Source organism: Mitsuokella sp. oral taxon 131 str. W9106 (assembly GCF_000469545.1).
In the GTDB taxonomy this organism is placed as follows: Bacteria; Bacillota; Negativicutes; order Selenomonadales; family Selenomonadaceae; genus AWVT01.
Genome location: NZ_KI273050.1, coordinates 88,100 through 111,357, shown reverse-complemented (window position 1 = coordinate 111,357; position 23,258 = coordinate 88,100). Strand labels below are relative to the sequence as shown.

The 23,258-nt window shown below is 54.7% G+C and carries 16 protein-coding genes; 1 reads left to right on the top strand and 15 read right to left on the bottom strand.

Annotation, left to right across the window (positions count from 1 at the left end):
- Window positions 1–14: 14 nt before the first annotated feature.
- From HMPREF1985_RS00495 to HMPREF1985_RS00440, 12 genes are all read right to left on the bottom strand, one after another.
- Window positions 15–335 (bottom strand): EscU/YscU/HrcU family type III secretion system export apparatus switch protein, encoded by a 321-nt coding sequence (locus tag HMPREF1985_RS00495; RefSeq protein ID WP_021770444.1) that lies wholly within the window; start codon window positions 333–335, stop codon window positions 15–17.
- 37 nt (window positions 336–372) lie between these two features.
- The gene (locus HMPREF1985_RS00490) at window positions 373–2,517 is read right to left on the bottom strand and encodes a hypothetical protein (RefSeq protein WP_040636571.1); all 2,145 of its coding nucleotides are present in this window, start codon (window positions 2,515–2,517) and stop codon (window positions 373–375) included.
- Between the two features lie 5 nt (window positions 2,518–2,522).
- Entirely contained in the window at window positions 2,523–3,308 is a 786-nt protein-coding gene (locus tag HMPREF1985_RS00485; RefSeq protein ID WP_021770442.1) for a ribonuclease HII, read from the bottom strand.
- 209 nt (window positions 3,309–3,517) lie between these two features.
- Window positions 3,518–6,535, bottom strand: a complete 3,018-nt coding sequence (locus HMPREF1985_RS00480; protein ID WP_021770440.1) for a type III restriction-modification system endonuclease — start codon at window positions 6,533–6,535, stop codon at window positions 3,518–3,520.
- A gap of 13 nt (window positions 6,536–6,548) precedes the next feature.
- Window positions 6,549–8,408: a site-specific DNA-methyltransferase gene (locus HMPREF1985_RS00475; RefSeq protein WP_021770439.1), complete on the bottom strand. Its 1,860-nt coding sequence runs from the start codon at window positions 8,406–8,408 to the stop codon at window positions 6,549–6,551.
- Entirely contained in the window at window positions 8,405–9,109 is a 705-nt protein-coding gene (locus tag HMPREF1985_RS00470) for a DUF4391 domain-containing protein (protein ID WP_196805289.1), read from the bottom strand. Before HMPREF1985_RS00470 ends, HMPREF1985_RS00475 begins: the two co-directional genes overlap by 4 nt.
- Before the next feature lie 20 nt (window positions 9,110–9,129).
- Entirely contained in the window at window positions 9,130–12,417 is a 3,288-nt protein-coding gene (locus HMPREF1985_RS00465; RefSeq protein ID WP_021770437.1) for a helicase-related protein, read from the bottom strand.
- 227 nt (window positions 12,418–12,644) lie between these two features.
- The gene (locus HMPREF1985_RS00460; protein ID WP_021770436.1) at window positions 12,645–13,295 is read right to left on the bottom strand and encodes a recombinase family protein; all 651 of its coding nucleotides are present in this window, start codon (window positions 13,293–13,295) and stop codon (window positions 12,645–12,647) included.
- 122 nt (window positions 13,296–13,417) lie between these two features.
- A complete protein-coding gene (locus HMPREF1985_RS00455) occupies window positions 13,418–14,635 on the bottom strand; it encodes an ABC transporter permease (protein WP_021770435.1) in 1,218 nt (405 codons plus the stop codon).
- On the bottom strand, window positions 14,625–15,356 hold the full coding sequence (locus tag HMPREF1985_RS00450; protein ID WP_021770434.1) for an ABC transporter ATP-binding protein: 732 nt from the start codon (window positions 15,354–15,356) through the stop codon (window positions 14,625–14,627). The genes HMPREF1985_RS00455 and HMPREF1985_RS00450 overlap by 11 nt, the downstream gene beginning before the upstream one ends.
- Window positions 15,357–15,375: 19 nt before the next feature.
- Window positions 15,376–16,488, bottom strand: coding sequence for an efflux RND transporter periplasmic adaptor subunit (locus tag HMPREF1985_RS00445; RefSeq protein WP_051349021.1), 1,113 nt, complete (start codon window positions 16,486–16,488; stop codon window positions 15,376–15,378).
- Window positions 16,489–16,499: 11 nt separating this feature from the next.
- Window positions 16,500–18,059, bottom strand: a complete 1,560-nt coding sequence (locus HMPREF1985_RS00440) for a TolC family protein (protein WP_021770432.1) — start codon at window positions 18,057–18,059, stop codon at window positions 16,500–16,502.
- Between the two features lie 245 nt (window positions 18,060–18,304).
- Here HMPREF1985_RS00440 and recQ point away from each other — a divergent pair, with 245 nt between their 5' ends.
- Window positions 18,305–20,083: a DNA helicase RecQ gene (gene recQ / locus HMPREF1985_RS00435; RefSeq protein WP_040636569.1), complete on the top strand. Its 1,779-nt coding sequence runs from the start codon at window positions 18,305–18,307 to the stop codon at window positions 20,081–20,083.
- An 82-nt stretch (window positions 20,084–20,165) separates the two neighbouring features.
- Here the strand turns inward: recQ and HMPREF1985_RS00430 are convergent, their stop codons facing one another.
- The 3 genes from HMPREF1985_RS00430 to HMPREF1985_RS00420 are packed head-to-tail and all read right to left on the bottom strand — an operon-like array spanning window position 20,166 to window position 23,257.
- Entirely contained in the window at window positions 20,166–20,945 is a 780-nt protein-coding gene (locus HMPREF1985_RS00430; RefSeq protein ID WP_040636567.1) for a hypothetical protein, read from the bottom strand.
- Window positions 20,946–20,958: 13 nt separating this feature from the next.
- Window positions 20,959–22,107, bottom strand: coding sequence for a S41 family peptidase (locus HMPREF1985_RS00425; RefSeq protein WP_021770428.1), 1,149 nt, complete (start codon window positions 22,105–22,107; stop codon window positions 20,959–20,961).
- 37 nt (window positions 22,108–22,144) lie between these two features.
- Entirely contained in the window at window positions 22,145–23,257 is a 1,113-nt protein-coding gene (locus HMPREF1985_RS00420; protein ID WP_231385151.1) for a murein hydrolase activator EnvC family protein, read from the bottom strand.
- Window position 23,258 lies beyond the last annotated feature (1 nt).

Genomic DNA, 23,258 nt, shown 5'->3' with positions numbered 1-23,258 from the left:
GCGTTCGCCTGCCCCTATTCCCTTTTCTCCGATTTCTTGTCGATCCGATAGACATGCGCCATGATTTCCGCCACGGCACGATAAAGATCCGGCGGGATCTCACGGTCAATTTCAAGTGCGATGAGCATGTTGACCAATGTTTTGTTTTGATAAACGGGTACGCCGCTATTCTGTGCGAGCTCCAAGATGCGCTCGGCAACGTGTCCACGTCCTTTCGCCACGACTTTTGGCGCGACGTTCTCGGCACTGTCGTAGTGAAGCGCTACCGCTTTATGCTCTGTGCCTTGTGCGGCGTTCTGACCTTCGGATGGCTCGCGTTCGCTGTCTTGTATCATTTCCTCACCTGGCAAATCGGGTTATCTTTCTTCTGTCTCAAATAAAACGACGCTCTCCCGCTGAACCGATTCGGATGTCGCCGAGCTTTAGTTTGAGTCCACGCATCTTCTTTCGGATATCCTGCAAGGAGTCGCGGAAGTCATCCGCAGAATCGGTATCCGAGAAGAAGAGGCGCACATCGAGCTGGTTATCCTGATAGACGCGGCACGTGAGTTCGACCGCGCCGATGTTGTCCGTCAGCACGCAGATGCGAAGCCACGTCTCTTTTTTCATCTTTCCCGTCATCTTGTCGGGTGTTTTTTCGTAGTAGACGTGGATATAGGCAGGATAGCTCTTTTCGTTCTCGCCCATGTAGATCGGCATCATGAAGTTCAGGGCACGCTGTCCACGCACCTCGGAGAGATCGCCGCCCATCGACCCCTTCATGGACTGGACGAACGCCGCGAGATCCTTGCCCGCCTTCTTGTACTGCCGTTCCGTCATCTTCCGCGCATTCGTCATATCGCAAAGCTGCATAAACGCCCAAAGGCGCGGCAGATCCGGCATATTCTGCTGAACCGCCGCCTGCTGTACCGTTGCAGGAACGTTCTGCTGGCAAATGCGAATGAGAAGCTGAAGCTGGTTGGCTTCTTTTTGGCTCATGAGTGCCGTTTTTCCGTTGACGAAGCTCTGCAAAAGAAGCATATCCTTTTGCGTGAGCGTCGCATCCTTTAGGAGGAGCTGTGCCAAATCCTTCATGACCGTCGCCGTATGCGGCGTGTTCTCCATCTCTTGGCTCATGAGTTCTGATTTCGCCTGCTGCATAGCCGACTGAACTGGATTCTTCTCGTGTGCCGCCCCTGTCGTCTGCACCCCCTGCGAAGCGATTCTGCCCGCATCCTGCATTGGCTGCTGTGGATGGGGAGAAGCCGTCGTCCCTCGTGGCTGTCCAGCAGGTGCTTCCCCATGTCGTTGTGCGGATAGAGGCATTTGCTGGGCAGCCACACCTTGATTTTTCATATTCGTCTGCTGTGCCGCAGCAGGTATCGGATTGGACTCTTCTGGCATCGGTCGTGCCTGTCCTTGCAGAGAAGCGTTCTGTTGTCCTTGCTGCGTTGCGCTTGCGGTCTGCCCTTGTGCCGGTACATTCGATTGTGCCTGTCCAGCAGTCGTGCTTCCTGCCTGCTGCGCTGCGGCATTCGCACGTTGTCCCTGCGCCGGTCCATTTTCCGCCTGCTGCGTCGCGCTGCCCGCTTGCCCCTGCGTCGCTGCATTGGCACCCTGTTCCTGTGCAGGCGCACTGGCGGGTGTCTGGCCGACAGGCGTATTTCCTGCCTGCTGCGATGCGCCGTTCGCTTGTTGCCCCTGCACCAGCGCACCCGTGCGCTGTCCTTGTGCCGACACATTCGATCGTGCCTGCCCGGCAGGCACGCTTCCAGCCTGCTGCGGTACGCCACTTGCCTGTTCCTGCGGCGTCATGCCAGACAGACTTTGCGCCACGCCCTCCTGCCCTGCCGTCCCCGTCTGCACGGCAATTCCTGCCGCCGGCCGTGGCATGAGCAGCTCCACCATCTGCTTGAGGAAGCCAAGCGGACCCGATTCACCTGCGGGAAGCCCCGTCGTCGCCTGTCCCTCAGGCTGAAGTGCCTGCAAGAGTTTCTGCAGGTCTTGCGGCAGATCCGCCATTGTCTTTTCATCCAAGAGCTCGAATGCTGCCTTGCTCAAGAGGACCGGCTCCAATGTCTGCCCGCCTGCATCGACAAGGCTCGCTTTCAAATTCGTCAAGAGTGCCTGCATCGTCTCGCTCGCATCCGCTGAGACGTTCTTCTCCGCAAGTGTGCCGAGCTGAAACATCATGCGTGCAAGCGTGCCAAGCTGATCCATCGAAAAGCGTTGGCTTTCCATGGCGCTGCCAAGCCCCTTGGCAATCGTCTCATCAAAGGAAAATGCCTGCTTCATGACATTCTCAATGACCTTTTGAAGATCTTGTGGCATTTTGTCCACCGCGTCGACTTCCGTCTGCGATATCTTCGATAAAATGCCTGCCATATCATCGACGGCATTCTGAATGGAAACATCCGTCCGCTGGCTGAATGCCGCCGATGAACCTCCATCGCCCTTTCTGCTTACGCCTTCCGTCTGTCCCGTCTGCTGTGGGCTACTGACAGGTCTTATTCCGACTGGATTCGTTTCCAATGGCATCTTAGTCACGTTCCTTCGTGTAATGTAGATTCTCGCACCATTGAGCGCACAGGCTCAAATGATACGCGGTGAATGGGACAAGGCCCATACTTTTTCAGTGCTGCAATATGCTCTGCCGTTCCATATCCCTTATGCTTGGCAAAGCCGTATTCCGGATAAAGCTTATCGTATTCATCCATCAAGCGGTCACGCGTGACCTTCGCGATGATGGATGCCGCCGCAATCGAAGCGGATTTCGCATCCCCCTTTATGATCGACTGGGAATCCATTGGCAGATTTTCAAGCCTTACCGCATCGATCAGGACTTCCTGCGGCTCCTCGTCCAAGGAAAAAACCGCCTCGTACATGCCGTTTATCGTCGCTTGATATATATTGATACGATCGATCGTCTTCGCATCAACGAGGACAGACGAAACGGCAATCGCCTTTTCTTGAATCTCTGCAAAAAGCGCTTCACGCACCTTGGGCGAAAGCTTTTTGGAATCATTGAGCTTTGGCAGGAAAAGATCATGCGGCAGGATCACGGCCGCGACGGATACAGGGCCAGCGAGCGGGCCGCGGCCCGCTTCGTCCACGCCCGCCACGCATGCATGCCCGCGTTCCCATGCCGTATGCTCGTAAGCGTAGAGTGCAAGCACGCGCTTCTTTTCCACCTGCGCACGATCATGGCGACGCACGAGCCGTGCAACGGCTTTGCGCGAGTCCGCACGGCATTGAGCCAAAAGAGCAGGATCCACTGCATCCAATAAAAAAAGTTGTTCGAGTTCCGCTGCCGTATACTGTTTGCACATAATACACATAAAAACGTTCCGATGATAAATCCATTTTTGGAGAAATATTATATTGTATTATTATACTTCATATTCCTATTCCCTTCAATGCATTTTATTTCGAGATTTTTTGAGTAAATTTCCAAAGCAAATCCCACATAATAAACTCCTGATAGGATTTGCTCTGAGAATGATTTATGGCTACAGCTTACAGAAACGCACGATTTTTCTCATATGCATACATTCGTTCTGAATTTCTCGTAATCATCAATCGCCGCAAAAGCTGCCTCTTTGCCCAACGCGCGGAAGTGGGCTTTGCCGCAATGGATTTTCTCCTTTTCTACAGGCCGCAGATGCTCTGCATCCACATTGCCCTTCGTCTCCACAACGAAATACAGTTTCTTCTCACCGTCAATATCAAAGAGAATTGCCCAGTCGGGATTATAGGCGCCGAGCGGCGTCGAAATCTTGAACCATGCGGGGAGCTTCGCGAAGCATTTCACATCGCGATCGTCTTCAAAATGCTTGGCAAAATTCCGCTCATTCTTGCTGTCGTAGATGATGTAGTTGTAGGGCGATCTCGTGCTCTTCATCATATTGCTTTCCAAATAGCCCTGCAGCTCCTCCGAGGCGAAAAGCTCCTGTCGATAAAACTCTGTATCGCCGAGGCGCTCATAGCGGATGCCGGCAACGAGCAACCCCTTCATGACCTTGCGCACGATCTTCGCCGTCTTCTCCATGAAAAGCTGCGGATTGCGGCGGAAAGCTTCGAGGCGATCGCCGTACTTGTCGAAGGGCTTCCATGTGCCGTCCGCCATGCGCCGCCTGCCCGTCAGGAGTTCCACGATGGTACGGCGCGTGAGGTTTGTCTCGTTCTGCAGATAGGCGACGACATCGGGCAAGGCGCCCTCGTGCTCATGCGCATCCCTCGCCCTGCCCGCAAGGATCGTCCTCGTCTGCACGCCCGCCTCCTCGATCGTCACTTCCGCCCTCGTCTGAACGATTTTCGCAGCAGCAACCTTGAGCTCCGCCGCCATCTCCTTGCGGCATTCCTCCATCAGTTTATCCGTGGAGAAAACCACGCGGTATCGCGTCTTCCACTTGATTTTGTCCCAGAGTTCTTTGAAATCTTCCGACAGATACACTTCCTTATTCAGCTCGACCTTCTCGCGCTTCCGCGCGTCCTGAATCGGCAGCCTGCCGCAGGCGCGGCGGCAGAGGTCTTCGATCTCCTTGCGGCAAGGCTCCAATTCCTCGGGAAGATGCAGCTCCCCCTGCTTCAAATCGCGGCGCAGGTTGTCCTGTACCTTGCCCATGGCATCAATATATTCGCGCTCACGGAAAAAAGCGATGATCTTCTTCGCCTTTTCCAGCCCCAGCGCATTTTCCTCGCCCTTTTCATCGGGCACGACGAGTTCCGTAAAATCGGCAAGATCCAAAACGCCGAAAAGAATGCCCTCCTCCTGATACTCCCTCTGCAGGGCGGCGGCAAATTCATCATAGCTCTCGTTCGCGATGACCGTGAGGATGTTCACGCTCCGATCGTATTGGCGTTCTCCCTTCTGATTGACGCAAAGCCTTAGACCGCGCCCGATCTCCTGCCGCTTCTTTATCACGCTCGCCGTCTCATTCAATGTGCAGATCTGAAAGACATTGGGATTGTCCCAGCCTTCCTTGAGCGCCGAATGGGAAAAGATGAAGCGCACCTTGCAGTCGAAGGACAGGAGCTTTTCCTTCTCTTTCATGATGAGGTTGTAGGTACTTTCATCTCCCGTCGCATTTCCCTTAGTGTCCTTCCACTTCCCAGGCTTCTCCTTGCTGCCCTTGTCTGCGGAAAAATAGCCGTCATGCACCAGGTCGGCTTCCACCTCTGCGCCATGAAACGCCTTGCGCAATTCCTTATACTTCGGCTTTCCAATCAGATCGCGGTATATCTCTTCAAACCAAAGCGCATATTTCCCCTTATGCGCCACCTCGTCATCATACTCACGGTAATTCGCCACCTTGTCGATGAAGAACAGGCTCAGAACCTTGATTCCCTTCGGCTGCAGAAGCAATTCCTTCTCAAGATGCTCCTCGATAGTCGCACGCATCTGCTGGCGCTTGATCGCATCGGCATGAATCTCTCCGACAACTTCATGAAGATGCAGCACCTCGGGGCGCGAGGTGAAGTCGACGTACTCCTCGCCTGCACCGCAATAGATATCGTTGACGATATAGCCTGCATAGACGCCGCGCCCGCCCGATTTCTCGTAGATGTCGTCGCCTTGACGCACCATGACCGTCTTGCGCTGGACAGCGCCGCTCTTCATCTTCTTGTCGAGCTCGATCTTCGCCGTGATCGGCGCCTTTCGGTTGTCCACTGACTTCAGGCAGAAATAGGCGTCGTTATGCGCGTCCTGGACGGCGAAGCTGTCGACCTCGATGCCCTTGACGAGCTTCTTGTTGAAGCTGTCGACGGCGTCGAGCTTGTAGAGCTTGTTCTCCACGCGCACGGGCGTCGCTGAATAGCGCAGGGTGCAAAGCGGATTGAGGCTTCGCACGGCTTCCAACTGTTTGTCCGTGCTGATCGTCGACTGCGGCTCGTCGATGACGACGATGGGATTCGTCTCGCGCAGCAGCTCGATGGGACGCGCCCCGCCGAACTTCTTGTCGTTGTCGCGATTGATGAGGTTCATTTTCTTCTGAAAAGCGTCGATGATGATGACCATGATCTGGATGTCCGTGTTCACGGCGAAGTCGCGAATCTTCTCGATATGGTCGCTGTCATAGACGAAATAATCGTACGTCACATTGTTGTAAAGCTCACGAAAATGCTCCTTCGTGATGTCGAGCGTCTTCTTCACGCCCTCTTTGATGGCGTTGCTCGGCACGACGATGGCGAACTTCGTGAAGCCGTATCGCTTGTTCAGTTCCAACAAGGTGCGCAGATAGACGTACGTCTTGCCCGTGCCCGTCTCCATCTCGATATCGAAATGCAATTCCTGCCCGAGACGTTCCGACTGCGGCAGGCCGTGCCGCGCTTGAACGGCACGCACATTTTTCAGCAGATCTTCCTGGTCAAGACGCAGAAGATTCCCAACGCCCTGCTGCGTGCTGTAGAGGTTCTGTCCTGCGGCGAATTGCTCTTCCAGATTATCGGCTACCGTAAAAAGCGCCGGCTTCGCCGTCTGTCCCTCAAACACATCGCAGACGGCGGCAACGGCCTCCTGCTGATACGTGAGGGAAGGATCGAATTGCAGCTTCATCCTACGTCCCCCCCTAGATCGAAATGAAAGCGTCTTCATCAAGCCCCGCACTCTTGAGCGTTTCCTTGATGTTCGTCTTCTCCTGATCGGAGAGGAATCCCGTATCGCGGAAAACGACCTGCCACGTCTCAGGCTTGTACTCCTCATGAAGCTTGAGCAGAGCCTCTGCCGTCTCCGCGGAAATCTGCGAATCAAGACAAATCATCAGCGCGCCCGCACCGATGACGTAGATGGTCTGACCGTCTGCCTCGCGTTCCTCAACCTCGTATGAGAGGTCGAGTCCGAGCTTCAGCGCGATCTCATAGACGACATCCAGATTCGTGCGGTCGGGCAGGAAGTTGTCCATGCTCTCTTGCAAGGATGCGAGCAAATCCTCGGGCTGCGGCTGCCACTTCTGCAAATTCGAGCTGTCGAGCTTGAACACCTTGAAGCCAATATCGAGCGATGCCGCCCGCTCTGCATCCTCGCACTCCGCCTTGATCTTCTCCCCCGCACGACGAATGCGCTCCTTGCCGATTTCGCAGATATTTTCATAGCCTGCCTTACGAGCTTCAGAATCCACAGGTGTAGTTTCAGGAAGCTGAACAAGAATAAAGCGACGATTGCCGCCATCTTCGGCATTGAGGTTCATTACAGCATGAGCGGTGGTAGCAGAGCCGGAAAAAAAGTCGAGTACTATATCTTGATTATCCATTGCATGATACATAAGACGCTCTATGATCGCAACGGGTTTTACTGTATCAAATCCATTGTGAGAAACAAGCACATTTAATTCCTTTTTAGCGCTTTCTGCGGTTCCCATTTCTTTACTGAAAAATCCCCAAAAAGGTTCAGTGGTTTCAGTTCGTTCATATTCAGGTCGCATTTTAATAATAGCTTTTCCTCTTTTTATATATAAATCTCCTGCATCTTTATAAGTGGCAACTTGATCTTGACCAAGTTTCCACTGTTTGCCCGCAGGCGGGCAAACAGTGGAAACTCCATCGCTAATTTCAAAAATCATACTTTCTCGTCCACGAACTCCTGTCGCATTCATTACCTCAATGGGATAGCATCGGAAAGCTCCGCGTTCATCTCGTTCTGGGTATTCCTTTATAGAACGCTCCAATAGATGGAATCTTCGTTTCTCTTGCCTCGAATATACAAGTATCATTTCTTCTTTAGGTTGCAATTTATTATAAGATGTTTGTGTATTCTGAGACTTGGTTTTTGACTCCCAATAAATTTCTCCAATAAAATGGTTTTCACCAAAAACAGAATTAGCAACTAAACGCATATTAAAATTTTCATTGTAATCAATAGAAATAAACAATACGCCATCCTCGCAAAGCAAATTACGAGCTAAACGTAATCGAGGATAAATCATATTCAGCCAGTTTGTATGAAATTTTCCATCACTTTCCTTTTGTGTTCCTATAGGCTTTCCCTCGTCATCGACCTGCCCTGTAATCCGCTTATAGTTTGCAACATTATCGCGAAAATCGTCCTTGTAAACAAAATCTTTTCCCGTGTTGTAGGGTGGATCGATATATATCATTTTCACCTTGCCATGATAGCTTTTTTGCAGGAGCTTCAAGACTTCGAGGTTGTCGCCCTCGATATAGAGGTTCTCGGTCGTGTTCCAGTCCTTGCTCTCCTCCTTGCACGGACGCAAAGTGCCGGTCGAGGGTGTCTGCGAAAGGCGGAGCGCCTTGCCCTTGCCGTTCCAGCGGAAGCTGTAGCGTTCTTCCTCATCGTCCACATAGTCGCCCAGCAGTTGGCGCAGGACGTCAAAATCGATCTTGCCTTCCTCGAAGGCTTCGGGAAAAAGCTGCTGCATCGCCGCCAGATTTTCTTCCATGATATTTAGGGATTCTCCCGCTAATTTTTTCATGTCTCTCCGCTCCCTTGCTCCATGATATTTGCTTTTTCGCGCTTGAGTTTCTGCAGTTTCGTATTGATTTCCAGCTTGCGGTTGAATTGACTTTCCTTCTTCATCTGACCGCGAAGACTCGTTATTTCCTGCTCGATCTTTTGAAGTTGGTTCATCGTTTCCCGTGCCGCCTCGCCGGATATTCCTTGCGCAGAAATCCCAACTTCCGTCAAATGACGGCGGCTGACCGCATCGAACCACGCCTCATACAGGGCGCAAAAATTCGTCGAGGGCATTCTCTTAAGGGACAAGCCTTCCCAAAAACCATCGTCTTCCGCAAGCCATTCTGTCTGCTCCATCGCCGTCAAGGTCATACGGCTGCTGTCCGCTTGATTTTTTCGCAGCTTCCCCAGCCAAAGCTGTATCTTGTCGCCTAGGACGAAGAAAAGCAGCATGGGGTAAGGAATTGACCGAAAGATGATTTCAGCAAGCCGCTTCAGTTGCTTTTCCTCGCGAAGAACGACTTCCATCACTTCGATTTCGGGATAGTCCCGTTCCTCATCGGCAAATGGTTGAATAAAGGCGTTTTCCGTTTTGAGCGCATACCGCCAATACATTTTCTCCGCATGGTCAAAGATTTTCTTATCGGCAGAGGATAGTCCCCCGCTCTCATAAAACTGCTTTTTTGCCACGACCCGATCCATGCGGGCATGATCGCTCAAGTTCAATTTTTCATAAATCGTCATTTCAGCACCACAAAATCTACCAGCTCAAAATCCGCCATGCCGTCATCGAAACTTTGGGGCATCGCTGTGCCGCCCTTGCTGAAGAGACTGGCGACCCTCACTTCCTGCTTTTTGCCGATCAGATCCTCGATGGACTTGGTCAGCAGCGCGGAATATTTCTCCATGCGCCGCCCGTGCTTAGTCTCGGCATTGAACACATCTGCCAAATCCTTGGCAACCGTCTTTTGCCCCGAACAGAATTTCTTCAGATAGTCCAGCACCTGTTTCGCTTGCAGAAAATTCGCCTCCACCTTGCCATCCTCGGTGATATAGGCGAGATAATAGGGAAAGAGGGGATTTTGCTCTTTCGTCTGCCGTGCGCCCTTGATTTGACGCAGCACGAAAATCACACCGGGCTGCACCGTATCGCGGAGATTGTCGGAAATCCTCGCTATGGCGTAGAGTCCGCTCGGTGCATGGGATAGTTCTTCCTCGTGTTCTTTCATGTACTCCATGAGATCGATCTTGAAGTCATTGAAAGTCAAGTCCGTGATGGAAATGCCGCCGGAAATATCTTCCAAGTCAACCACTTCATTTTGGAGTTTTTGGAGTTGTTTCTTGCGATACGCAAGGTCATTCATTTCCTTGTTTTTTTGCTCGTCGATGATATTTTCTTCTCCCGTGGCAGAGACATCTAAAAGCACCATGCGTCCCTTTACCCGCTCGGCAAGATCGATATAGGCGTCCAAATCTTCCGTCGGCCAGAAGTTTACGAGCTGTATCACTTCATTTTTCGAGCCGATGCGGTCGATACGCCCGAAACGCTGAATGATGCGCACAGGATTCCAGTGGATGTCGTAGTTGATCAGATAGTCACAATCCTGCAGGTTCTGACCTTCCGAGATGCAGTCCGTCGCAATCAGGATGTCGATCTCTTCCTGCATATCGGGGAAGATGTTTTTTCCTTCCTTTGAAGCAGGAGAAAACAGCGTCAGCACCGTATTGAGGTCGGAAAGTCTGACGCTCCGCCGCAAAGCGGCAGGAATGGGAAGAGTGGATTTATTGCTCTCCGAGCCACCCGTTACCAAAGCGGCGTATATCCCGGAGCTTTCCATAGCGGGAGCAATGTTTTGGTACAGATACTCTGCCGTATCGGCAAAGGCGGTGAAAATGATGAGCTTGCCGTTGCCGGGGTTGATGGGATTCTCGACTTTACGGGCAATGCGGTTCTTGAGTGTCTGAAGCTTGTTGTCGCGCTGAGGTGTAATGACTTTGGCACTCTTGAGGATTTCGGCAAGTTCCTCCGCATCCTGCTCCAAGTCTTGACGCCATTTGATGAGATCCATATCTTGAAGCAGCACCTTGATCTTGCTGCCAAAAACGAGATCCTGCGTGTCCAATCCTTCCTCGTCAAAATCCAATTCCTCGATATTCAGCTCGGCATGGTATTCCCCCTCGTGGCATTCGATGACCGCCAGCGTGTCGGCAATGCGCCGCGCGATTTTCTCCACGGTCAACGCGAAGGAATGAATGGAGCTTTCCATGCGCTTTAGGAGATTCACGCGCATGAGCTGTACCAACTGGTTTTCGCGGTCAGACTGTCTGAATACGCTCTTCCCCCCCGCTACGCTCCTATCGTAGCGGTTTTCATAGGCGCGGCGCTTCTCCGGGCGTATATAGCGCAGCGGCGCATAAAGTCCCAGGGTCAGGCGGCGAATCATTTTGTTGACCACGCCAATGGGCGGGAATTCGCCCATTGTATCGATTTCCGCACATTCATTGATGGGCTTGAGGCGGGTGGGAAATCTGCCGATTTCTGCGATGTTGTAATACTTTTCGATGTGTTTGCGGGAGCGAGCGATGGTAAGGGTGTCCAGCAGTTTGAAATAGTCCAAATCCATCATTTCCACAAATCGCTTGGTCGTGCGTTCCTGCTCCGGCAGTTCCGACCATTTATTAAACACCAGCTGCGCCTTGCGCAAGGTAAATTCTATGCTGGGGATGCCTGCCTTCTTCAAGGCATCGTTTCTTCCCTCGGTGATGAAGGCAATCTGATTCTTGATGTCGTTCATTCGATTGTTCACGGGGGTAGCGGAGAGCATCAGCACCTTTGTCCGCACTCCTGCTTTGATAATATCCTCCATGAGTCTCTCATATCGAGTCTTGCGGTCGTTGTGCGGGATGTTGTTGCGGAAATTGTGACTCTCATCGATAACGATGAAATCATAATTTTCCCAGTTGAGCGTGGAAAGATTGATCGCCCCGGACATTCCCTTGTAGCGGCTAAGGTCGGTGTGATTCAATACATCGTAGTTAAAGCGATCGGCGACGAAGATATTGCGCTTGTCGTTTTGGGTATAAATCGTCCAGTTTTCCCGGAGCTTCTTTGGTGCAAGGACGAGTACCCGGTCATTCCTCAACTCATAGTATTTGATGATGGCGAGCGCCGTGAAGGTCTTGCCGAGGCCAACGCTGTCAGCGATAATGCAGCCGCCGTACTTTTCAATTTTGTCAATGGCGCCCATGACGCCATCCCGCTGGAACTTGTAGAGCTTGTTCCAGACAAGGGACTCCTTGATGCCCGTCCTGGTCTTGATGATCGTCTCCTCGGTCAGCTCTCCGAGATATGCCTCAAAGATGTGGTAAAGGGTAATGAAGTAGACGGCCTCCGGCGTATTTTCCTTGTAGAGAACCTCCATCTCCGAGAGAACCTTTTCCGTCACATCTTCAACAGCGGCAGGATTGTCCCAGATTCCGTCAAAAAGCTGCAGGAAGCCTTGTGTTGCGCTACGTCCGTACATACAGGTGTTGGCATCATTGCGCAGCGAAGGCGTCAGCCCCAGCCCGTCACTGGAAAAGTCCACCGTGCCCTGAATGGCGATATCCTGCTCGGGGTCTTCATTCTCCACATAGGCGAGGCGCATCTGAGCAGGGTTCGTTTCCCGGTAGGATTTGATGCGCACCTTCTTCCGAAGCCATTCAGCGCATTCCTTGGCAATGGCAGATTGGGTCAGCTTGTTGCGGAGCTTCAGCTCGAAATCGTTGCCGGAGAGACGATTTCCCATACTGCGGGAAGCGATGTAGAACTCTCGTTGAAAATCACTCTTCTGCTTGATGTAGGAAGGCGTAGTGAAGATGAACCGCATTTCCTTGATACCGGCAAGTTCTTTTTTGAGCGCTTCGTAGGCGTAAATCGTAAAGTAAGCAGAGATGACGGCGAGTTTCGCCCCCGGGCGCAGCCCTGGGCGAAGCTCGTCAATCACGCGCCCCTGTTGCTTATTGTCCAGTATCTTCGGCGGCTGCACTTTTATATTCCCCCTTGCTCAGCTGATGGCGGCAGATATACCATCGGTTTTCTGCCAAGTGGAATTTTAAGATTTTAGCAGGAATCAAGAGGTTTTTTAGCGAATGACTACAATACTATTGTGACCACTAGACACGGGTTCTGGCTTTGGCAGAAAACCGATGAATTGTCTGCCGCCTACGCTTCATCGCGGATGTGATGCTCTAAACACTAAAGCATCACATCCACCTACTCATGCGCCCACTTATGAAATGTCGGGCGTGATACGCCCAAGCGCCGCGCGGCCTCGCGCTCTGATATTTCGCCGTTCCTCCACTTCCGACGTATTTCCTCATAGCCTTCCGGCTTTTCGAGAGGCCGCCTGCCGAACCGTACTCCCCTTGCCCGTGCGGCCGCCAATCCCTCCATCGTGCGCTGATGGTTCATACTGCGCTCCATGTGCGCGACGTAGGAGAAAATCTGGATGACGAGATTCGAGATAAATTTCCCCGTGAGATCGTCGCCCTGCTTCCGGCGCGTATCGATGAGCGGCATATCCAAGATAATGATGGCGGCATCCTTCTCGCGAGTAATGATGTCGAGCTGGCGGTTCATCTCCTCGTAGTCGCGCCCAAGCCGATCCAAACTTTTCACCACCACCGTATCACCGCTTGTCAGACGAGCCATCATCGCGTTGTAGGCAGGACGGTCAAAGTCTTTGCCGCTCTGCTTGTCGGCGAAGAGGCAGTCCGCCGAGATTCCGAACTCTTCCATAGCCATGCGCTGCCGATCATCATGCTGAGGGGCAGTCGATACACGGATGTAGCCGTAGGCAATGCCTCCGCCCTCGACCTCGATGCCGGCTGTTTTTTTTGTGCCGTGAATATTGTTGACGTTCATCGAAATTCCTCCGATCCTATGACCACTGTGCTGTCCGATGAAATCGGAATGAAAAACCGCCTGCAACCGATTATGTCATGCGGTTGCTGGCGGTTTTGACCAAGCGGATAAGCCAACCTGTTTTATTCGTATCGCAGTGCCTCAATCGGGTCGAGCTTGGCGGCCTTTCGTGCGGGATAGATTCCGAAGAAGAGACCGATGCCGACGGCGAAGAGGAACGAAATGATGATGGGAAGCATCGTGATCGTCGTCTTCACCGTGCCGAAGCTCCCGATTGCGAACGATGCGGCGATACCGAAAGCGATGCCGATGAGACCGCCGGCGATGCCGATGACCATCGACTCGATCATGAACTGCATCATGATATTTTGAAACGTCGCGCCGAGAGCCTTGCGTATGCCGATCTCACGCGTGCGCTCGGTGACGGAGACCATCATGATATTCATGATTCCGATGCCGCCGACGAGTAGCGAGATGCTCGCAATCGCCCCTAGGAGCAAGGTCAGCATGGAGGTCGACTGGTTGACCGATTCGATGATGCTCGCCGTACTCTGAATGTTGAAGTCGTCTTCCTTCGTTCCCGTCAGGCGATGGCGTTGGCGCAGAAGCGTCGTGACCTCGTCCTCGACTTGGTCGATCTTATCCGTCGACGATACCTGTATGTTGATGGAGTGGACGAAATCAATGCCCATCATGCGTTCCTGCGCTGTCGTGATCGGAATGTAGATCATGTCGTCCTGATCCTGCCCAAATCCCGAACTCCCTTTTGAAGCGAGAAGCCCGATCACGCGGAACGGCTGATTATTGATTCGGATATTGTGCCCGACGGGATTGTCCGCACCGAATAGGTTCTCTGCGACTGTCGCGCCGATGACGGCGACGCGCGTGCGCTTTTTCATGTCGTCCTGCGTGATGAACGAGCCGTTCTCCACGGTGAGGGAACGGATGGAAAGGAGCTCAGGCGTAACGCCCGTGACGCTCGTGTTCCAATTCTGATGGCCGTTGACGACTTGGAATGCATGCGTGACGGTCGGAGATACATAATCGATGTTCTTGATCTTCTGCTCGATTGCTTTCGCATCATCATACTTGAGCGTCCGATTCGAGCCCTTTGCACCGCGCGGGCCGCCTCGATTCGCTGCGCCCGGCATGACGATGAGGGTATTGGCGCCTAGGCTTTCAAAGTTCTCCGTGATGCCGCTTCGCACGCCCATGCCGACGGAGACGAGCGCAATGACTGCGCCGACGCCGATGATGACGCCGAGCATCGTGAGAAGTGAGCGCAATTTGTTCGCCCAGAGCGCCGTGATCGCCATGGAAAAACATTCCTTAAACAACATCCATGACCACGCCCTTCCCTGCGTCCTTCGTTATCTTGCCATCGCGCACGAGGAGCTGTCGGCTCGCGCAGGTCGCAATCTCCGGCTCATGCGTGACGAGAATAATCGTGCGCCCTTTCGCGTGAAGCGTTTTGAAAATTTCCATGATTTCCTTTGTAGACTTCGTATCGAGATTGCCCGTCGGCTCATCCGCCATGATGATGTGTGGATCATTGATGAGCGCACGCGCTATCGCGACGCGCTGGCGCTGTCCGCCCGACAGCTCATTGGGTTGGTGGTCAGCGCGGTCGCCGAGACCGACCGCCTGCAAGACACGGCGTGCGCGCTCCGTGCGCTCCGTGCGTCCGATGCCCGCATAGACGAGCGGAAGCGCGACGTTTTCGAGTGCCGAAATGCGCGACAACAGATTGAAGTTCTGAAAGACGAAGCCGATCTTCTTGTTGCGCGTGACGGCAAGCTTGTCATCCGACAGACCGGCGACCTCCTCGCCATCAAGCTTGTACGAGCCTTCCGTCGGACGGTCGAGGCAACCGAGAATATTCATGAGCGTCGACTTTCCAGAGCCGGATGGTCCCATGAGCGCAGCGAACTCGCCTTGGTAGATGTTCGTCGTGATGCCGTCGAGCGCAGCGACCGTCTCGCCGCCTATCGTGTAGAGCTTTCGTATGCCCGTCAGCCGGATTGTCGCATGGCGGCGTTCCGCTTTTGTTTGCTGTTCCATCGCTTTGCCTTTTCTCGCCTTACATCGGCGGTCCGCCGCGTTGCTGCTGTTTATTCGACGCCGTATTCTTCTTCGTGTACGTGCTGACGATATCCTCGCCTTCTTCGAGTCCCGATAGGATCTCGACGTACTCGTCGCTGTAGATGCCTGTCTCGACGTAGCGGTTCTCCTGCGTGCCGTCCTCATTCTTTACGATGACATAGGAGCCATTGGGATCGGTTTTGAGCGTCGAGATCGGTACGGCGAGCGCACCTGGACGGTTCGCTGTATGGATTTCGACGCGCGCCGTCATGGCAGGCTTCAAAAGGCTTTCGGGATCGTCGACGTCGAGTGTCACGTAGTAGTAGATGACGCTTGCCGACGTGCTCGATGAGCTGCTCGTCTTCGTATCCCACGAGTTCGCTGTATCCGTCTGCGAAATCTTCGTCACGCGCGCCGTGAATGTACGGTCGCTGTAGGTGTCAACGGTGAACGTTGCCTCCTGTCCGATCTGTATATCGCCGATATCCGTCTCATCGACTTTCGCAAGAATCTGCTTCGAGGAAAGATTTGCAATGCGCATGATGACAGTCGGGTTGTCGCTGCCCGCAACGGCCATCGTGCCGACCGTCTTCGGCTCGCCGACTACGGTACCGTCGATCGGTGCGACGATGCTCGTCTCACCCGCGTCCGACTCCGCCTGCGTGAGCGTCGATACCGCCGTATCATAGTCGAGTTTTGCATCCTCAAGCTGCTGCTGCGTGTCCGCGCCGATTTCGTAGAGATAACGCACACGGTCGTACTTCGCCTTCGCGTTCTCGACTTTGTAGCTCGCTTGGTCACGCTTCGAGTTGTAGTCCTTCGCATCAAGCGTTGCGATCGTCTGTCCTGCCGTCACCGTATCATTCTCTTTGACGAGCACGCTCTTCAGGCGTGCCGTGATTTTGGAACTGACCTCGACGCTGTCGACGGGGCGGATCGTCCCCGTCGCGGAGACGGTGGATTTCAGATCCATGCGTACGACTTTTGTCGTCTCGACATCTGCCGCTTTCTTTGCTTCCTGTTTTCCCTGGACGTAATGCCATCCGCCAAAAGCGACGGCGACGAGGACGACGGCGGCAATCGCTGCCTTTGCCTTCCCATTTAGCCGAATTAGCCGAACTTTCACTTTGAACCGTCCTCCCCTGCGAGCTCGCGTGCGACCGTTTCAGAAGATGGGCTGCCTGCCTGTGCATCAAGCTGCTGTTGCGCCGCATCCTTCCCTTGCTCATGACGTGCTAGGTCTTTTCGATCCTTCGCCGCCTTCCCTGCTGCCGGCTCCAAAGGCTCCTGTCTCGCCCATCCTCCTATGCCTGCCGCAGCTTGCTCCTTCTGCCAGCGCATCTTGGCATGCGCAATCTTCTTTTCCTGCGCCTCACACGTCTCATGCGTCATGCGCACGGCAGCCTCGCGCTCGGATGGCGTCAGCTCCATGCCCATCGCATTTTCGAGCGCCGCCTTGTAGCGCGCATAGTCGTACTGTGCGCTGATCGCATTCATGCGCGCCCTCGCGAGCGATTCCTGCGCGTCGGTGATGTCGAGCATGAGCCCCTCGCCCGCACGATACTTCTCGCGCGCAATGTAGTAATTTTCCTCCGCCTGCTTCACCGCCTCCTCCGTCGAGTTGAATCGCTTTTCCGCCTCGCGCATATTGTAGTATGCCTCGCGGACGGCGTAATCGATGTTTTCGCGGTCGCGTTCGAGCGTGAGCTGCGCCACGTCGAGGTCGTTATCCGCCGATTGTACCTTTGCCCGCGTCACGCCGCTGTCAAAGATATTCCACTGCAGCGAAACACTCGCGCGGATGTCTTGGCTCGAATGCCCGCGCGGTTCAAATGAATTGCTCTGCCCCGCGCCGACTCCAAGGCTTACCGTCGGCGCATATCCCGCCTTCGCTTCTTTCAGCGCTTCGCTCTTCTGCTCGTATTTGTACCGATCGGCAATCAGATCGACGCGATGCCCATAGGCGTAGCTGACCGCACGGTCGAGCGACTGCGGAAATGCCGCATACGAAAAGTCCGTCGTCAGAACAATCGGCTCGCTGCGGTCAAGGTTGAGGTAATTGCGCAGCTTGGCAAGATCGACCTCGTAAGCGTTCTCGCTCTTGATGAGATCCTGCCTTGCATTGCTGAGCTGCACGCTCGTGTCGATGACATCGATGCGCGCCTTTGCCCCTGCCGCATAGAGCTGCTGCACGTTTTCCAAATGCTCTTGGTACTTGTCGACGGTTTCCTGCCGAACGCCAATGGTCTTTTTGGCTTCGAGCGCCGTGTAATAGGCTTGGATGACGCTGAGCTTCAGATTCTCGCGCTCGCGCTCCGTCGAAAGGCGCGCGGCATCGAGCCCGATCTCGCCGCTCCGTATTGCTGCCTCATTCGCACCGCCCGTGTAAAGCGGAAGCGATCCATCGATGCTGATGGAGTTGCCCGTACTGCGCTCGCTGTCGCTGTTTTTGCTCGTGCTCAGGCTGTCGGACGCTGAGACATTGACGCCATTTCTGCCACGCGCCTCGCGCAGCGATTCCTCCGCCGTGGCTTCCGCTTTTTGGGTAATCCTAAGCGCGGTATTCTGCGCAAGCGCCATGTCGATTGCCGCCTGCAGGCTGAGGTCGGCTGCGTATGCCGATGAACTGCCGAAGAACATCGCTCCCGCGAGCAGCACAACTTCTTTCCTTCCGTACTTCATGTTTCTCCCCCATGATAGTCCAAGGAAGTGCCGATAGATTCAGCACCTCTGTCTTGACGCATCTTTTTGCCCGCACCTCAGTGGAAAAGCCTCCACAGAGCACCAAACTCCTGCTTTATTATAAGGCAAGCTGTCGTCTGTATCAATCCATGAAAGTATGATAGAATAAACGTATTGCGTTCCCATTACGGACAAATTATTTTATGGTTAAATTCTTTTCCGAATGCAAAAAAGAGGTTCCGTCCATGTCCAATCCATATTTCGATCATGCCCTTTCCCTGCTCAATGAACATTTCGGCTACAAAGATTTTCGCCCTGCGCAAAAACCCGTTGTCAGGAGTCTTCTTGAAGGGCATGATACGGTTGCCATCATGCCGACAGGCGCTGGAAAATCAATCTGCTTTCAGATTCCGGCACTCGTCCTTCCTGGGCTCACCCTTGTCATCTCACCGCTCATCTCGCTCATGAAGGACCAAGTCGACGCACTCCTTTCACAGGGCATCGCCGCGACTTGCATCAACAGCAGCCTCGCGGCAAGCGAAGCCGACGCGCGGCTCGCGGCGATTGCATCCGGAAAAATCAAGCTCGTCTACGTCGCGCCCGAGCGTCTCGACACGAGCTATTTCCAGCACATATTGGAGCGTCAGCCCATCGCGATGGTCGCCGTCGATGAGGCGCACTGCCTTTCGCAGTGGGGCCATGACTTCCGTCCGAGCTATCGCCGAATTGCGCCTTTCATCGCGTCGCTTCCGCACCGTCCGCGCATCGCCGCCTTCACCGCGACGGCGACGCCTGAGGTCAAGGACGATATCATTCGCCTGCTGGACCTGAATACGCCTTCCGTACATATCACGGGATTTGACCGTCCCAATCTTTACTTCGAGGTGCGGCGCGGCGAGGACAAAAAGAAATTCGTGGCCGCCTACGTCCGCCATCATCCGAGCGAGCCGGGCATCATCTACGCCGCGACGCGCAAGGAAGTCGACTCCGTATACGCGCTGCTCAAGCGCCGCAAGCTTGCCGTCGCCCGCTATCACGCAGGACTCTCAGACACGGAGCGCGCCGCATCACAGGATGATTTTCTCTACGACAACGTACCGGTCATCGTCGCGACGAATGCCTTCGGCATGGGCATCGACAAGAGCAACGTGCGCTACGTCATTCACTACAATATGCCGAAAAACATCGAAGCGTACTATCAGGAGGCAGGCCGCGCCGGACGTGATGGCGAGCCGGGGACTTGCATCCTGCTCTACGCGCCGCAGGACACGATGACGCAAAAGTTCCTCATCAGCCAGTCGACGGAAGAGCCGGAACGCAAGGCGCAGAGCCTCGGCCGCCTGCAGAAGATGGTCGACTACTGCCATACACCCGAGTGCCTGCGCCACTTCATCATCCACTACTTCGGCGATACAAGCGCACCCGAACGCTGCGAAAATTGCGGCAACTGCCGGGCGGGCTTTGCACGCATCGACGTCACGGTCGACGCACAGAAAGTATTCTCGTGCATCTATCGCATGCACGAGCGCTTCGGCCTCACGCTCGTCGCGCAGGTCCTAAAAGGCTCATCCGACAAGCGCGTGCAAGCCCTTCATTTGGACAGGCTCTCGACGTATGGGCTTATGAAAGAGCGAAGCATTGCCGCTATCAAGCTTCTCATCCAACGTTTTGTCGCGACCGATTACCTCGCGCTGACGGAGAGCCAGTTCCCCGTCCTGCGGCTCAAGGAAAGCGCCTACGACGTCCTGCGCGGCAAGGAAAAAGTCTATCAGGCCGTTGCCAAGGAAATCCAAAAGGAAGCCGAGGAGTCCGAGCTATTTGACCAGCTCCGTGCGCTGCGCCGCACGATTGCGACGCACGAGCACATCCCGCCTTACGTCGTATTCTCCGACGCGACGCTGCGCGATATGTGCGCGGTCATGCCCAAAACACTCGACGCCATGCAGGCCGTCAAGGGCGTCGGCGAGAAGAAGCTTGAAAAATACGGTGAACGCTTCCTCGCCTGCATACGGAAATTTCGCTAAAAGTCCAGTCCCTGCAACCGATTTAGGGGGACTGGATTTTTACTTTGCTGCCCGAATGCCGCTTTTATTTTTTCAATCCGTTTCAGCCAACGCCATGGAGCGCATCCATCAGAGCGAGGAGCGCGCCGAGCACGAGGCAGGAGAATGCGTAGAGCGCAGCGACGAACAGGATGCTGCCTCGCAGCTGCCTGCGGTGATACGCAAGGGTCTGATCCCACTCGCTTTGGGAAAGCTCCCCCGTTCCAAACGCGAGGTTCTCTACGGCGCGTTCCTGCAGGATCAAGAGCCCGATGACCAGGCCGGCATACACGCTCACAGAGCTAAAGAGCAGCAAGGGGCCAGGGATCCATTCCAGATTGCAGAGAAGCACGATGGGAAAGAAGATGGGGGAAAAGACGAGCGCAAAGCGCAGCAGCATGACGGCAAGGCTCGGCTCCATCTGCAGCCTGCCAAAGCAGACACGGCGCCGGCAAAAGAGGCCGATACAGGCGAGAAACGCCAAGGGCAGGAAGATTCTCTCCGCGTTGTCCACGGCAGCTTGAAGCGGAAGCGTAGCATCCGACACCGAAAGAAGCACCTGCAAGGCATCGCATAGCCCGCTGAAAAAGAACATGCCGCCGACGAGGCGAATCAGCCCCTCGCTGATGCCGACCTTTTCCACGGCTCCCTGCAAGCTCTTTGCGGCGAGAAAGAGTCCCGCGCCAATCAGGACAGGGGCAAAGTCCGCGACCTCACCATGCCCTGCCGCCTCCATGGCAAGAGGCATGCCATAAGGCTCCAAAAGAAGCGGCAACTGGAACGGAAGGACAGCGCATAAGCCGCCGACGAACAGGAGTCCCATACCGATCTTCGTTCTGTCCAACTGCTATCCCCCTTTACTGCGCGAGCTTCTCTTCCATCACTTCTTCTGCTTTTTCAAGCTGTACATCCTGCGTATCGCCGGGCGAGAAGCCCACCTCGACATCGGGCGTGATGCCCGTGCCGTCGATGCTGCGCCCGTTCGGCGTGTAATACTTTGCAATCGTGAGCTTGATGCCGTCGTCGTGCAGGAGCGGCAGCACCATCTGCACCGACCCCTTTCCGTACGACGTCGTGCCGACGAGCGTCGCCGCCCCCGTATCCTGCAGGGCACCGGATAGGATCTCGGACGCGCTCGCACTGTTGCCGTCGATGAGAACGACAATCGGGTACTTCGGTGCTTCAAGCGAGGATGTGTACTCCTCTTTCGAGCCGTCACGCTCGACCACGGAGACGATCGTCCCCTTCGGCACGACTTCATTTGCCACCTTGACGCAGCTCGTGATAAGACCGCCCGGATTCTGCCGAAGGTCGAGGATGAGCCCTTTCATGTCCTGTGCTTCGAGCGCGGAAAGCTCCTGCTTGAACTCCTCGCCCGTGTGCTCGGCAAACGACGCGATGCGGAGATAGCCGATCTGCGTTCCGTCGATCATCTTTCCCTTGACGGAGTGAATCTTGATCGTCGTACGCGTAAGCGTGTAGTCGTGATCGTCCTCTCCCGCGCGGCGAATGGTCAGCACAACGTTCGTATCGATCTCGCCGCGGATGTGGAGTGCAACCTCTTCCGGCTGCCACTCGGTCACAGACGTGCCGTCAACGGCAATGATCTCATCGCCTGCCATGAGGCCTGCCGCCTCGCCCGGCGTTCCCTCCAGGACGGATATGATCGTGACTTTCGAATCCTTGAAGCCCATCGTCACGCCGATACCGCCGAACTCGCCTTCTGTCTGCTCGCGCAGTTCCTTGAACATAGAGGCCTTCATGTAAATCGAATGCGGGTCGTCGAGCGACTGCACCATGCCTGAAATCGCACCGTCGATGAGCGTCTCATCGTCCACCGGCGTGACGTAGCGCATCTCGATGAGCCGCATGACGCCAAAGAAGCGTGCCATATTGGCTGCCCGCGCTGCGTCGAGTCCCAACGCAGCGCATATCGCGCCTATCGTGAGACCTGCTGACATGATCGCCGTCAGCACCATGATCAAAACGATTTTTTTCTTTGTCATACCCTATCCTTATGGAAATGAGGATCATCCGATTTCCTTACAAGTAGTTGTAGGGATTCACGGGCTCCCCGTTCTGGCGCACTTCAAAGTGGCAGTGCGGTCCCGTCGAGTTGCCCGTCGAGCCGACGTATGCAATCGTCTCACCTTGGCTTACGCTCTGTCCGACGCTGACGGCAACGGACTGGCAATGCCCATAGAGCGAGGAGATGCCGCCTCCGTGGTTGATGATGACGGCGTTTCCGTAGCCCGAGATCCATCCTGCAAACTCAACCGTGCCGCTCTGCGCTGCGTGGATTTCCTGCCCGTAGTCGCCGCCGATGTCGACGCCGCTGTGGAACCTTTGTGTGCCCGTGATCGGATGGACGCGCCAACCGAACCCGCTCGTCACTGAGCCGTTGACCGGCCAGATCATCGCGCCGCTGCCCGAAATGGGTGCATTTGCAATGCGGCTCGCTTGGAGCATCTGCGTGATCTGCTTCGACGCCGCTACGAGCTCGTCGTATTGACGGTCAATCGTTGCCTTGTCCGTCTTGAGCTTGTCGATGATCGCCTGCCGCTTGCGCACCTTCGCTTCCATGTCCTCGCGTGCAAGGCGCGCCTTCTTTTCCTGCGCCGCCTGCTTGTCGCGGTCGTTCGCGAGTGCCTTCTGCTTGTCCTCGATCTCGTCCTTTTCCGCGATGACGACCTGCACGAGGTCGTAGTCCTGCTTGATGATGCGCTTCAGAAGATCCATGCGCGTCATGAGATCCTGAAAGTCCTTTGCCCCAAAGAGCACGTCGAGGTACGATATCTGGCCGTTGATGTAGATATCGCGTACGCGCTCGCCGAGCCTTGTGCTCTGCTTGTCGTAGTCCTTTTGCAGCGTCTTGATGCGCGCCTCATTCTCCTCCATGCGGCTCTGCGTCTCAAGGAGCTCCGCGCGCCGCGCCTTGTGCTCGGCGATCGCGGCGTCCGCTTCCTCGTCGATCTGACGCTTTTCTTCCGAGATGGAATCGAGCTTTCCCTGTATGGCATTGCTCTCCTTGAGCTTTTCCGCCGCCTGCTCCTCATAGCTTGCCCTATCGTCCTCCGGTGACGCGAGCGAGAACTGCGGTGCGAGGAGAAGCGCTGCAAGCACAAGCGCCGCACCCTTTTCTATCGTTCGATTCAAC